The organism is Serratia sp. Ser99 (assembly GCF_024519545.1).
Lineage (GTDB): Bacteria > Pseudomonadota > Gammaproteobacteria > Enterobacterales > Enterobacteriaceae > Serratia > Serratia liquefaciens.
Genome location: NZ_JALJRT010000005.1, coordinates 300,993 through 313,318, shown reverse-complemented (window position 1 = coordinate 313,318; position 12,326 = coordinate 300,993). Strand labels below are relative to the sequence as shown.

Below are 12,326 nucleotides of genomic sequence, written 5' to 3'. Positions count from 1 at the left end.
CAGAATCCCCATCGCTCTGGTGGACGAAGGTAAAGAAAACAGATGGCAGAAAGATGACATTGCGTTGCTTTTTTTGGCGTTATTTTGCTGTGCGCCACGCCACGAATCAGCCTGCCGCTTTTGAATTTCTGCGTTACAATGGTCGACTGTTAACAGTTTGTCTGGTCTGGCGCGGCCGCAGGGCGCGGCGTCAGGCATGGAGTAGAGCAATGTCTGGCAATAAGGATTCCATCCTGCCGCCGTTGGAGTGGTTATCCGCACAACAATCTCCGCCATCGGCCGCCGTCAGTGATTGGCTGATGGAGCTAGGATCCATGACCCGCCGCTTTGAACGTCACTGCGGGCGCGTGCACGTTGAGCCGCAGCGCGAGTGTTTTATCACCCGCGATCAACTGGGCGAAGAAGCCGACCATCTTCCTGACAGCCCACGATACTGGCTGCGTGAAATCGTGCTGTTGGGCGACAACCAGCCCTGGCTGCTGGGGCGTACGGTGATCCCGCAGGAAACCCTGACCGGCCCGGATTTGGCGCTGGTGGATTTGGGCACATTGCCGTTGGGGCGCTATCTTTTTAGCAGCGACGAGTTAACTCGCGATTACATCCATATCGGTCGGCAAGATGCGCTGTGGGCACGCCGTTCCCGCCTGCGGCTGGCGGGTAAACCGCTGTTGCTGACCGAACTGTTTCTACCGGCTTCGCCGCTGTACGCCGCGGGCAGTACTGACCCCGAATGATGAGGAGAGGAAATACCTTGGAGGGAAGCGTGATTCAAAGTAAATGGCAGGCTTATAGCCATCTGATGCGCATCGATAAACCTATTGGCACCTTGCTGTTGCTGTGGCCGACGCTGTGGGCGCTGTGGCTGGCGGGGAAGGGCGTGCCGTCGTTGTCTATCCTGCTGGTGTTTGTGGTCGGGGTTTTCCTGATGCGTGCCGCCGGCTGTGTGGTGAATGATTATGCCGATCGCGCCGTCGATGGCCATGTGAAGCGTACCGCCGGACGCCCAATGCCCAGCGGCCGGGTGAGCGAAAAAGAGGCCAAGATCCTGTTTGTGGTGCTGGTGCTGATTTCGTTCGCGCTGGTGCTGACGCTGAATGCGATGACCATCTGGCTGTCTCTGGCGGCGTTGGCGCTGGCATGGGCCTATCCGTTTATGAAGCGGGTCACTCATTTGCCGCAGTTCGTATTGGGCGCCGCGTTTGGTTGGGGCATTCCGATGGCCTACGCCGCCGTCAGCGAATCGCTGCCGCTGAGCTGCTGGCTGCTGCTGCTGGCCAATATCTGCTGGACAGTGGCTTACGATACGCTGTATGCCATGGTCGATCGCGACGATGATCTCAAGATTGGTGTGAAATCCACCGCCATTTTGTTTGGCCGTTACGACAAACTGATCGTCGGCCTGCTGCAGTTCGCCACCTTGCTGCTGATGCTGTGGGTGGGCTATCTGGCGCAGTTGAGCGGCGCGTTTTATTGGTCGCTGTTGCTGGCGGGAGCCCTGTTTATCCATCAGCAAAAACAAATTGCCGGTCGTGAACGGGATGCCTGCTTCAAAGCGTTCCTGGATAACAACTACGTCGGGCTGGTACTGTTTATCGGTATTGCGCTGAGTTACTGGCAAAGTTGACCACGTTCGGACAGTAAAAAAGGCACCCTGGGGTGCCTTTTTGTTTTCTTTATCAACGTATTACTGGTCTTTCTCTTCCGGTTCAATCGCTTCCGGCAGAGCGTTGGTTTCCGCCGGCATGCTGACGCTTTCAATGGTCAGTTTGATTTCCGGAGTAATCAGGTCGCTCAGCATGTTGTACACCTCAAGGGTGTGCTCACGCACCGCATCGCCAATATCGTTGATGTAGCCTTCTTCACGCAACGTAGCTACCAGGGTGGAGAATACCGCTTTGTCGAAGAACTCCGGTGCGTTGATGCCGTGCAGCACGGATAAACGCTGTGCCATGATACGGCTCTCTTTCTCCAGCGCACCGCGGTTAATGCTCGGGTTGGCGCTGAGGATAGACATGGTGATGGCGTAGCGCTGCAAGGTTTCACGGACACCGGCGGCCAGCAGCTGCAACGGACGGATGCGCGCTGGATTCAGTACCAGATCGTCGCCTTTATCGCAGATCAATTGCTGACGGATCATTTCCTCGATCAGCGGTTGCAGCACTTCCGGCAGTTGTTCCTTGTCGTTGTGCAGGAACAGCTCGGCTTTCAGCATCGGGTAAATCAAACCAATCTGGCGCAGCAGTTCAGCGCGAGATACCCGGCGATGGTGCATCACGATAGTGGCAATCAGAGACGGCAGAACCAGCAGGTGATGGATATTGTTGCGGTAATAGGTCATCAGCACCGCCTGCTCGCGCGGCAGAATGATGATATCGCCGATGTTATCCTTCTCCACCTCGAACTTGTTCATGTTCAGCGCGTGATCCAGCAACTCATCCGGCGTTTGAGTCGGCACGGTAACGTCATCGGCATAAGGCACGTTGCGCATCAGTTGCAGATAGCATTCCAACTGTTCAAGCAACTGCTCGCGGGTCAACGAGCGCTGGCGAGAAGCCAGTAACGCCGTGGAACACAGGTTCATGGCGTTGGCCGCTGCGGCATTGTTGATGCGCACCATAATCTTGGCCGCCAGATCGTTGACCGTCGGCGTCAGCCAGCTTGGGCGCTGGGATTCGATCGGGTCAATCGATTCGCGCCACTGCGGCACATTCTGGTTCAGGTAGGTGGTCAACGGCAGGGGGTCGCCGAAGTTCACGTAGCCCTGGCCGAGATTACGCAGTTTGCGCAGGCCGCGCAGCATCTGCAGCAGGCTCTCTTTTTCCTTGGTGGCGCCACGCAGCTCTTTGGCGTAGGTACCCACTTCCATCACGTGCTCGTAACCGATGTAGATCGGCACCAGCGTGATAGGGCGGGCCCCGCCGCGCAGCATCGCCTGAATGGTCATCGACAGGGTGCCGGTCTTCGGCTCCAGCAAACGCCCGGTACGGGAACGCCCGCCTTCGACAAAGTACTCGACCGAGTAACCGCGGGTAAACAGCTCGCCGAGGTATTCACGGAACACCGTCGAGTACAGCTTGTTGCCTTTGAAGGTCCGGCGGATAAAGAACGCGCCCAGGCGGCGGAAGATCGGCCCGGCCGGCCAGAAGTTGAGGTTAATACCGGCAGCAATGTGCGGCGGCACCAGGCCCTGGTGGTACAACACATAGGACAACAGCAGATAGTCCATGTGGCTGCGGTGACAGGGCACATACACGATCTCGTGGCCGTCCTGCGCCAGCTGACGCACGCGTTCGGCGTTGGTGACGTTGATGCCCTGATACAAGCGGTTCCAGGTCCAGCTCAGCACGCGGTCGGAAAGGCGCACCGTCTCGTAAGAAAAGTCGGCGGCAATCTCTTCCATCAATGCAATGGCATTTTGCTGGGCTTTTTCGTGGGAGATTTTTTTACTGCGTGCTTCGTCTTCGACCGCTTTTTCGATCGCTTTGGACGCCAACAGCTTGTTGAACAGGTCCTGACGGGCCGGCAGGCTTGGGCCTACGGCGGCCAGACGCTGACGCGAGAAGTGCATCCGGGCTACGCGGGCCAGCTTTTGCGCGATGATCTTGTCCGTACCGTGCTCGGTCGCCATGCGGCGCAGCGAAACAGTATTGGAGAAGCGCACAAAGCTATCGCGGCCGAGCCACAGCACGGCAAAGAATTTCTGCACGCCATTTAGCAAGCGCAGATGCGGTGTACCGTGGCCTTCGCGCCCCGGAGAGCGGCCAAACATCACCGAAACCGGCAGCATCTGAATATCGAGATCCGGGTTACTGCGGTGCAGATCCAGATAGTCGTGGAACAGTTTTACCGACTCTTCTTTCGGCGTGTAGTAGCGGAATACGCGCGGGCCGTCGTGAATAAACACGTGGCTGGGCAGCACGGTGCCGTCTATTTCCAGCGGTTCGAGAGGATCGGGCAAATCCTGCGCCAGGCACTGGGTGCGCAGCGTCAGTAAATCCGCCTTGGAATTATAAGGTAAAACATACAAAATCGGCCGTGAGGGATCCAACCCTAACTCCGTGACCGGATCTGAAGGGATAACCTTACTTCTTACCAACAATTTGAGTGGTAAATTCAATAGTTTATAATAAATTTTACGCCAACCTGACATAACAACGTGAAGCCTCTTGTTAGCAATGCGCCGCAAGCATACCAGAAACCGGGTAGCAGATCTGTGGTGTTGGAAAACCGGGAGCCGTGAGCGCTTCCTGGCCTAGACTGTTTAATTATGACTTACCTCTGCGAAAGGCACTAAAAACATGACGAACCAAGCAACCGGCTTGACCCGTATTATTAAAGCCGCCGGCTACTCTTATAAAGGTTTTTCCGCTGCCTGGCAGCACGAAGCGGCGTTCCGCCAGGAGTTGGTGGTGACCGTGCTGGCTATCATACTGGCGATTTGGCTGGACGTGGGTGCGATAGCGCGCATTTTACTGATTGGGTCGGTGGTGCTGGTGATGATTGTCGAGATGCTCAACAGCGCGATTGAGGCGATTGTTGACCGGGTGGGGACCGAGTATCACGAGCTGTCCGGCCGGGCCAAGGATATGGGGTCGGCGGCAGTTTTGCTGGCGGTTATTTTTGCGCTGTTTGTTTGGGGCGCGGTGCTGTGGCAGCACTTTGTCTGAGCAGAGCAAGCTCGTTGCGATCCGGGTCGCTAATCCCTGATTTTTATTCAATCTTCGGTTCCCAAGCCGCACTTACCTGTATATACTCACAGCAAGACTGTATAAACAAACAGGGGGCGGAATGAAAGCACTAACTACCAGACAGCAAGAGGTCTATGATCTGATTCGCGATCATATTTCGTCCACTGGCATGCCGCCGACGCGTGCCGAGATCGCCATGCGTCTGGGGTTCCGTTCGCCAAATGCCGCAGAAGAACATCTGAAAGCGCTGGCGCGTAAAGGCGTCATCGAAATCGTCTCCGGCGCTTCGCGCGGCATTCGGTTGCTGATGGAAGATGAAGAGGGTTTACCGCTGATTGGCCGCGTGGCTGCCGGTGAGCCGCTGCTGGCGCAGCAGCATATCGAAGGTCACTACAAGGTGGATCCTTCTTTGTTCAAACCGAGCGCGGATTTCCTGCTGCGGGTTAACGGCATGTCGATGCGTGATATCGGTATTCTGGACGGTGATCTGCTGGCGGTGCATAAAACTCAGGACGTGCGTAATGGCCAGGTGGTTGTGGCGCGCATCGAAGATGAAGTTACGGTCAAGCGGCTGAAAAAGCACGGTAACGTGGTTGAGCTGCTACCGGAAAACAGTGAGTTCCAGCCGATTGTGGTTGATCTGCGTCAGCAGAACTTCACCATTGAAGGCTTGGCGGTCGGCGTGATCCGCAACGGCGACTGGGTTTAACCCATAAGCCTGCACGCTGCCCTTTGATTTAAATCGCCCCAGCTCTGGGGCGATGTCATTTCTGACCGATTAAAACCGCATTGCCACGGGAACATTTCACTATGCGCCTGCTCTCCGCCTTCACCAGCGATACCGATAAAGCCTTGTGGCGCCTGGCGCTGCCCATGATCTTCTCCAATATCACCGTGCCGTTGCTTGGGCTGGTGGATACCGCAGTGATCGGTCACCTCGACAGCCCTGTTTATCTGGGCGGTGTGGCGGTGGGAGCGATGGCGACCAGCTTCCTGTTCATGCTGTTGTTGTTCCTGCGTATGAGCACCACCGGTCTGACTGCACAGGCTCTGGGAGCACAAAACCCACAGGGATTGGCGCGCGCCTTTATGCAACCGCTGCTGCTGGCGGCGTTGGCCGGTGTGGCCATTGTCTTGCTGCGCCATCCGCTGATCGAACTGGCGCTGAAAATCGTCGGTGGCGACGAGGCGGTGCTGGAGCAGGCCCGATTATTCCTCGAGATCCGCTGGTTGAGCGCGCCGGCGGCATTGGCGAACATGGTTATCCTGGGCTGGCTGCTTGGCGTGCAATACGTACGTGCGCCGGTGATCCTGCTGATTGTCGGCAACTTATTGAATATTGTACTGGATATCTGGCTGGTGATGGGGCTGGGCTGGAACGTGCAAGGTGCGGCGACGGCGACCGCTATTTCTGAGTATGCCACGCTGCTGCTGGGCTTATGGCTGTCCTGGCGGGTCATGCGCCTACGTGGCATTTCCATGCCGATGCTGCGCACTGCCTGGCGCGGTAACCTGCGGCGTTTGCTGGCGCTGAACCGCGATATTATGCTGCGTTCCCTGCTGCTGCAGCTGTGCTTCGCTTCTTTGACCATCTTCGGTGCCCGGCTTGGCGGCGAAGTAGTGGCAGTGAATGCGGTGCTGATGAACTTACTGACCTTTACCGCCTATGCGCTCGACGGTTTTGCCTACGCGGTTGAAGCGCATTCTGGCCATGCCTATGGCGCGCGTGACGATAGCCAACTGCGCAAGGTGTGGCGGGCGGCTTGCCGACAAGCCTGTCTGGTCGCGTTGGCCTTTGGCCTGGTTTATGCCGTTGCCGGTCAGCATATTATCGCCGCCTTGACCTCGTTACCGGAACTGCGTGCGCTGGCCAGCCACTATCTGCCGTGGCAGGTGGTGCTGCCATTGGTGGGCGTATGGTGCTATTTGCTGGACGGCATGTTTATTGGCGCCACCCGAGGAGCAGAAATGCGCAACAGCATGGCAGTGGCAGCGGCCGGCTATGGTTTAACGCTGCTGACCGTACCCGTCTTGGGCAATCATGGTTTATGGCTGGCGCTGGCGGTCTTTCTTTCTCTGCGCGGCATCGCGCTCGGCTGGATTTGGCACCGTCACAGGCTGCGCGGTACCTGGTTTGCCGCGGATCCAACGGCTCACAATGAGACGTTATCATAAAATTAACTAATGTTTTGTATTCATATTGAGTTACATATTATCGCGTCGATTTAGTCCCGCTTACTGACTGTTATTTCGGGTGTTTTACTGCATTTTGTTGTTTTGTTGAATTTTTATTCTGGTTTTTTGTTCTTTATCGATATCTGTTGCTATAGTTAATCATGTGGCTGGCGGAATGAATTGGAATGACACTCCCTTCATTTTAGGTCAATTGACCATGATTATTACTCAGTTAAGCCCAGCGACAAGTTTTTAAAACTGACTAATCACAGGTAACGGAGAGGTTATGAACAAAGATCAAGCCGACGGTAACTGGAAGCAGTTTAAAGGGAAAGTGAAGGAAAAATGGGGCAAGCTGACCGATGACGATTTGACGGTCATTGAAGGGAAACGCGAACAGCTTGTCGGTAAAATTCAGGAACGCTACGGCTACCAGAAAGAGGCGGCCGAGAAAGAAGTGAAATCCTGGGAAGACCACAACAAGTATCGCTGGTAGTGCGATAGGCCGCAGCGGATTGCGGCCGTAAACTATGCTGATGGCCAGGCGTTTCAATCCCCTTGACGCTATGGCCGAAGGTACAGGGAGGTACCTGATACCCTCTTATTTCTTCTTGATAGCGATGCTGTGATCGTGTTCGCCGCAATCATGTTTGCTATCGCAGGCTTCTACCTCAACGCAACCCTCACACAGGCCATGGGCTTCTACCACGCTGTGACGTAGGGCAAATCCTGACTCTTTAGCCAGCTTTTGCAGCGTCTCTTCGATCCCTTCGGTTGTGCGCTCAGTCACCTGGCCGCAGCGATCGCAAATAAACAGTGCGGAAGTATGCATCGGCTGTTCGAAATGATGGCACAACACATAGCTGTTCGCCGATTCCACGCGATGAATAAAGCCTTGTTCCAACAGGAAATCCAATGCACGGTAAACCGTGGGGGGTTTGGCCTGGGGTTCGGCTACGCGCAGCAAATCCAGCAGGTCGTAAGCGCTGATGGCACCGGGCTGTTGTGCCATCAGGCGTAACACTTCCAGCCGCTGCGGTGTCAGTCGCACATTGCGTTGCTGACAGAGTTGTTCAGCCTGCGCCAGCAGCTTTTCCTGGGTGCTTGAGTTCATGGCAAATTTCCCGGTACGTAAAAAAGCCGATTTTACCATGCTTCAGCCAAATCGCCGAGAGTCGGCCACTTTTCTGCCAATATGCCGCATTAAACGTCCGGTTTAGCGCCCGTTGTTAGCCGGAAATGTGATGATATTCACGATGTTCCGTGCCGTTCTCGCAGGCTATGGCTTCGCGTAGGCTCTTAGGCGGTCAGCGAACGCTGTAATTGACTGGCCAATCTGACCATTTCCACTGCCGGGTTATGGCCAATCAGCATGAAACTGTGTCTGCTATCGGACCAATAGACCACATTCATTCCCAGGCGTTGTTCGCTCTCGGCGGGCTGCGACTTGCCCGGTTGCTGGATAATACACAGTGCCAAAACACCGTACCGCGCATCCAACCAGGTTAATTGAGCAATACGGCGATCGTCGTACGCCAGCACACGGGCGTTTTTCAGTTCGGCCCCTTGCAACGTCAGCTGCGACAGAGGAAGCGCGATGCCCAGCCGATCACCGGTGTGCTGTAGCTGACTGGCAATCTGCGCTGCGGAGCCTTCAAAACCCATCAGCGTTTCCGGGGTGTACAACGCCATATATTGAGCGACCAGGCTCCGCCAGTTGTCATCCGGTTGGCTGAGCTGCAGATAGGCGCGATCGCCTGCGATGCCCAATGCCAGAAAAGCGACGGTGGCCGCAATCAGGCCACGGCGGCTGATAGCGTGCGGTGGCGAGGGGACGATAAGTGGCAATTTTGACTGCAATCTTTGCACCGGCGCTTCATCAAGCAAAGGCGCAAAGGCTTGCTTAAAGGGCAAGCTGCTGCGCTCCAGCAACGACAAGCGTTCTGCCAACGCCGGTTCGCCGGCCAGACGCTGTTCCAGCCGGTGGCGTTGCTGTGGGTCCAACTGATTATCCAGATAGGCGACCAGCAGTTCATCCGTTGCGTAGGCTGAACTCATGATTGTTCTCCTTTTACCTGCGGGGTACGGGTTTGCAACAGGCTGTCATTCGCCAACCGCAGCCGTGCCGCCGCCAGACGGCTCATGATGGTGCCAATGGGCACACCCAGCACCTCAGCGGCTTCCCGGTAAGAAAGTTCCTCCACGTACACCAGAAACAACGTATTGCGCTGCGCCTCCGGCAGTTGATTAACCCGTTGCATCACTTCATTGGCCCAAATCGGCTGCTCGCCGTTTTCCGCACCGGCCAGTTCTTCAACGTCGACAAAGCCCTGTCCCTGGCGAATGTGCTGAGAGCGGACCTCGTTCAACCAGATGGAGTGAAGAATGGAAAATAACCAGCGGTCCATACGCGTTCCCACGGCAAACTGTGCGGCGCGTTCCAACGCCCGCACGCAGGTGGCCTGCACCAAGTCGTCGGCTACGTCCCGCCGGTGGGACAGCACCAAGCCATAGCGCCACAGGCGGGAGAGATATTGGCCGATTTCGTTGCGGATCGCGTCGCTGCTGATGTTTGCCTCCGGGTTTTACGATTCAGGGTGATGATCGATAGCCGCCGCCAGATCTCGGTACTCTTCACAACCGGTACCGCACAGCGATTGAATAACCTTAAGCTGCTCCTTCGCCAGGTCCTGACGACCTTTGATCATATAAGCCTCACCCAGATACTCGCGGACTTTGGGGTATTTCGGATCGAGCGCCACTGATTTTAAATAGTAGCCGATCCCTTCGTCGGTGCGGCCGAGCTTGCGGGTGGCATAGCCGCGGTAATTCAGCGCCACGGCAGTGTTGGGATTTTTGAGGGTATTCAGCACATCCAGCGCTTCCTGATAGCGGCCGCTTTTGGCCAGCGCATAGGCATAGTTCGTGCGATCGTTGTCGCTGACCATGCTGCTTTTATCCACCATGCAGGTTTTGGTTTTCGTATCGTATATTTGGCCTTTGGGGCAGGTTGGCGTGGTTTGACCGCTGCCATCGCCGCCCATCGCCAGAGCGGTACCGGAAAACAGCAGTGAACCGGCAATGACTGGCAGCAGCAGGCGTTTAACGAAACTGTTCATGGTTATTTCCTCATCATGAAGGACGCAGAACTGCGGCCTTACAGAGAGAACACCTGACAGCCTCTTTTTATTCGCTTTTGCCGGTGCTTTTTTATCGGCGACACAGCGGTTTTCCCAACGCCGCCGATTGTCGTTATAATAGCCGTTTGCGGCAGCATGCCGTTCGTTGAACCCCAGACAGAATCAGGTAGCCAGTAGCCCAGCATGACGACAGACAATAACGCCCCAAAATACGCCGCCAATCGTTTTTCCATCGCGCCGATGCTCGACTGGACCGATCGTCATTGCCGTTACTTCCACCGCTTGTTGACCAAGGAAACCTTGCTGTACACCGAGATGGTGACTACCGGCGCGATTATCCACGGTAAGGGCGACTATCTGGCCTACAGCGAAGAAGAACATCCTGTGGCGCTGCAACTGGGCGGCAGCGACCCGGCTGCGCTGGCGCACTGCGCCAAACTGGCTGAGCAGCGCGGCTATGACGAGATCAACCTCAACGTCGGTTGCCCGTCGGATAGGGTACAGAACGGCATGTTCGGTGCCTGCCTGATGGGGCAGGCAACGCTGGTTGCCGACTGCATCAAGGCGATGCGCGACGTGGTGTCGATCCCGGTGACGGTGAAAACCCGCATTGGTATTGACGATCAGGACAGCTACGAGTTTCTGTGCGATTTCATCGCCACCGTCGCCGGGCGCGGTGAATGTGACATGTTTACCATTCATGCCCGCAAGGCATGGCTGTCGGGCCTGAGTCCGAAAGAGAACCGCGAAGTGCCGCCGCTGGATTATCCGCGCGTGTACCAGTTAAAAAGGGATTTCCCGACGCTCACTCTGGCGATTAACGGGGGGGTGAAAACACTGGAAGAGGCGAAACAGCATCTGCAGCATCTGGATGGCGTGATGATGGGGCGCGAAGCCTACCAGAACCCGGGCATTCTGGCGCGGGTCGACAGTGAACTGTTTGGCTGCCAAAGCGACGTTATGGACAGCATCGCGATTATCGAATCGCTGTATCCGTACATTGAACGCGAGCTGTCGAAGGGCACTTATTTGGGCCATATCACCCGCCATATCCTTGGGTTGTTCCAGGGCGTGCCCGGTGCCCGTCAGTGGCGCCGTCACCTGAGTGAGAATGCCCATAAGCCAGGGGCCGATGCACGCGTGGTTGAGCAGGCGCTGGATTTGGTTCGCCTACCGCGCACCGAGATGGCGTAATAGAGATAAAATTCTGACTAACAGTTAGTGTTTTTGACCAGGCATGTTGCGTGATGTGGCATGCCTTTTTTTCAATTTCAATAACTTAGTCCTCTCACCATTTTGGCACGCTTCTTGTAATACCTTCGCAGATACTTTGTTTTGCGAAGGAGCAAAATCATGTTGGAACTCTTCTTTCTGGTCGGCTTTATCGTCATGCTGATGGTGACGGGCATTTCGTTGCTGGGCGTATTCGCGGCGTTGCTGGTGGCCGCGGCATTCATGCTGATTGGCGGGCTGTTTGCGATGGTGATTAAGCTGTTGCCGTGGCTGATTTTGGCGGTGGTTGGCGTTTGGCTCTACCGTTCAATGCAGAAGCCTTCAATACGCCGCTATTAATTTTTTGTCGAATAATCAGTCGGTCACGCTGAAAATCGAGCAACAGATGCGTTCTTAATGCGGCAGCGATCACAGCTTGACGTTTAAACGGCCGGTGCGGCGCATTAGCCATTTTTTTTGCGCCTCGGGGCTGTTAGGATGTCTGCCGATGCAGCGATGCGACCGATTTCATCACCGCAAGAGACAATAATACCCAATACGAGCGTTGCTCAAGCAACCCACTGTCTCTGGCGGACTCTGCTCTACCCCTACAAACGCAGTAACAAAAAGGGCTCCTTACGGAGCCCTTTTTGTTACTGATAATCCAGCAATATTAAGATCTTGGCCAGTTGTCGCTTTCAAGTTGCAACGTGCGTTCAATGGTCATGTTCAGTTCGCATGAAGCCGCATCCAGCGCATCGCCGGAGCCATGCGGTGCTGCCACCAGCGCCTGGCATTGGCTGTCTTTGAACTTCAGCCAGTTACGCTGTGCCTCACGCCAGGCTTTTGGGGCTGCCTTAAACTTGAGCGCTTCCTTATAGGACTTGTTCAGGCGTGCATCCCAGAGCTTGAACTCTGTTTCAATGCAGGCAGCCATACTTGGTGTATTGAGATCTGGTTTGCTCATACATTGCGTATAGGCGGCAGAGTAAGGGTATTTCATCAATGCGTCTTTTTCTGCGTTTGGCGTCGCTGCCTGCGCTGCGGCGGCCAACGCTGGAGCTGCGGCGAAAACCAGCGCTGTAACCAGCATTTTTATTTTCATTTCAGA

Annotated in this window: 14 protein-coding genes; 8 read left to right on the top strand and 6 right to left on the bottom strand. The window is 55.6% G+C overall.

Annotated features, from left to right (window positions below; all coding sequences use genetic code 11):
* Positions 1-209 precede the first annotated feature (209 nt).
* Positions 210-734, top strand: coding sequence for a chorismate lyase (ubiC, locus tag NR114_RS13165; RefSeq protein ID WP_256814178.1), 525 nt, complete (start codon positions 210-212; stop codon positions 732-734).
* Positions 731-1,624, top strand: coding sequence for a 4-hydroxybenzoate octaprenyltransferase (gene ubiA, locus NR114_RS13160; protein WP_041415038.1), 894 nt, complete (start codon positions 731-733; stop codon positions 1,622-1,624). The genes ubiC and ubiA overlap by 4 nt, the downstream gene beginning before the upstream one ends.
* A 60-nt stretch (positions 1,625-1,684) precedes the next feature.
* Here ubiA and plsB read toward each other — a convergent pair whose 3' ends face one another.
* Positions 1,685-4,150, bottom strand: coding sequence for a glycerol-3-phosphate 1-O-acyltransferase PlsB (gene plsB, locus NR114_RS13155; protein ID WP_115060665.1), 2,466 nt, complete (start codon positions 4,148-4,150; stop codon positions 1,685-1,687).
* 148 nt (positions 4,151-4,298) lie between these two features.
* On the opposite strand from plsB, the gene NR114_RS13150 reads away from it, so the two are divergent.
* From NR114_RS13150 to NR114_RS13135, 4 genes are all read left to right on the top strand, one after another.
* Positions 4,299-4,667, top strand: a complete 369-nt coding sequence (locus NR114_RS13150; protein ID WP_256814175.1) for a diacylglycerol kinase — start codon at positions 4,299-4,301, stop codon at positions 4,665-4,667.
* Positions 4,668-4,788: 121 nt separating this feature from the next.
* Positions 4,789-5,397 carry a transcriptional repressor LexA gene (gene lexA, locus NR114_RS13145; RefSeq protein WP_037416119.1) on the top strand — a complete coding sequence of 203 codons (609 nt, stop codon included), beginning with the start codon at positions 4,789-4,791 and terminating at the stop codon, positions 5,395-5,397.
* Positions 5,398-5,498: 101 nt separating this feature from the next.
* Entirely contained in the window at positions 5,499-6,863 is a 1,365-nt protein-coding gene (gene dinF, locus NR114_RS13140) for an MATE family efflux transporter DinF (RefSeq protein ID WP_234529164.1), read from the top strand.
* 286 nt (positions 6,864-7,149) lie between these two features.
* Positions 7,150-7,359, top strand: coding sequence for a CsbD family protein (locus NR114_RS13135; RefSeq protein WP_017894203.1), 210 nt, complete (start codon positions 7,150-7,152; stop codon positions 7,357-7,359).
* Between the two features lie 105 nt (positions 7,360-7,464).
* Here the strand turns inward: NR114_RS13135 and zur are convergent, their stop codons facing one another.
* From zur to NR114_RS13115, 4 genes are all read right to left on the bottom strand, one after another.
* On the bottom strand, positions 7,465-7,977 hold the full coding sequence (gene zur, locus NR114_RS13130) for a zinc uptake transcriptional repressor Zur (protein WP_041415728.1): 513 nt from the start codon (positions 7,975-7,977) through the stop codon (positions 7,465-7,467).
* Positions 7,978-8,162: 185 nt separating this feature from the next.
* Positions 8,163-8,921, bottom strand: coding sequence for an anti-sigma factor (locus NR114_RS13125; protein WP_174574831.1), 759 nt, complete (start codon positions 8,919-8,921; stop codon positions 8,163-8,165).
* Positions 8,918-9,406: an RNA polymerase sigma factor gene (locus NR114_RS13120; protein WP_071844531.1), complete on the bottom strand. Its 489-nt coding sequence runs from the start codon at positions 9,404-9,406 to the stop codon at positions 8,918-8,920. Before NR114_RS13120 ends, NR114_RS13125 begins: the two co-directional genes overlap by 4 nt.
* A 42-nt stretch (positions 9,407-9,448) precedes the next feature.
* Positions 9,449-9,982, bottom strand: coding sequence for a tetratricopeptide repeat protein (locus tag NR114_RS13115; RefSeq protein WP_176984395.1), 534 nt, complete (start codon positions 9,980-9,982; stop codon positions 9,449-9,451).
* Positions 9,983-10,186: 204 nt separating this feature from the next.
* Between NR114_RS13115 and dusA the strand changes: the two genes are divergently transcribed.
* Both dusA and pspG read left to right on the top strand, forming a co-directional pair.
* Entirely contained in the window at positions 10,187-11,197 is a 1,011-nt protein-coding gene (gene dusA / locus NR114_RS13110; RefSeq protein WP_048759940.1) for a tRNA dihydrouridine(20/20a) synthase DusA, read from the top strand.
* A gap of 159 nt (positions 11,198-11,356) precedes the next feature.
* Entirely contained in the window at positions 11,357-11,575 is a 219-nt protein-coding gene (pspG, locus tag NR114_RS13105; protein WP_234529165.1) for an envelope stress response protein PspG, read from the top strand.
* Positions 11,576-11,888: 313 nt separating this feature from the next.
* Here the strand turns inward: pspG and NR114_RS13100 are convergent, their stop codons facing one another.
* Entirely contained in the window at positions 11,889-12,308 is a 420-nt protein-coding gene (locus tag NR114_RS13100) for a lysozyme inhibitor LprI family protein (protein ID WP_242507333.1), read from the bottom strand.
* Positions 12,309-12,326: the final 18 nt, after the last annotated feature.

What these genes read in the sequence shown, in the direction of transcription:
- ubiC (WP_256814178.1), top strand. Translation starts at nt 210, where the DNA reads ATGTCTGGCAATAAGGATTCCATCCTGCCGCCGTTGGAGTGGTTATCC.
- ubiA (WP_041415038.1), top strand. Translation starts at nt 731, where the DNA reads ATGATGAGGAGAGGAAATACCTTGGAGGGAAGCGTGATTCAAAGTAAA.
- plsB (WP_115060665.1), bottom strand. Translation starts at nt 4,150, where the DNA reads ATGTCAGGTTGGCGTAAAATTTATTATAAACTATTGAATTTACCACTC.
- NR114_RS13150 (WP_256814175.1), top strand. Translation starts at nt 4,299, where the DNA reads ATGACGAACCAAGCAACCGGCTTGACCCGTATTATTAAAGCCGCCGGC.
- lexA (WP_037416119.1), top strand. Translation starts at nt 4,789, where the DNA reads ATGAAAGCACTAACTACCAGACAGCAAGAGGTCTATGATCTGATTCGC.
- dinF (WP_234529164.1), top strand. Translation starts at nt 5,499, where the DNA reads ATGCGCCTGCTCTCCGCCTTCACCAGCGATACCGATAAAGCCTTGTGG.
- NR114_RS13135 (WP_017894203.1), top strand. Translation starts at nt 7,150, where the DNA reads ATGAACAAAGATCAAGCCGACGGTAACTGGAAGCAGTTTAAAGGGAAA.
- zur (WP_041415728.1), bottom strand. Translation starts at nt 7,977, where the DNA reads ATGAACTCAAGCACCCAGGAAAAGCTGCTGGCGCAGGCTGAACAACTC.
- NR114_RS13125 (WP_174574831.1), bottom strand. Translation starts at nt 8,921, where the DNA reads ATGAGTTCAGCCTACGCAACGGATGAACTGCTGGTCGCCTATCTGGAT.
- NR114_RS13115 (WP_176984395.1), bottom strand. Translation starts at nt 9,982, where the DNA reads ATGAACAGTTTCGTTAAACGCCTGCTGCTGCCAGTCATTGCCGGTTCA.
- dusA (WP_048759940.1), top strand. Translation starts at nt 10,187, where the DNA reads ATGACGACAGACAATAACGCCCCAAAATACGCCGCCAATCGTTTTTCC.
- pspG (WP_234529165.1), top strand. Translation starts at nt 11,357, where the DNA reads ATGTTGGAACTCTTCTTTCTGGTCGGCTTTATCGTCATGCTGATGGTG.
- NR114_RS13100 (WP_242507333.1), bottom strand. Translation starts at nt 12,308, where the DNA reads ATGCTGGTTACAGCGCTGGTTTTCGCCGCAGCTCCAGCGTTGGCCGCC.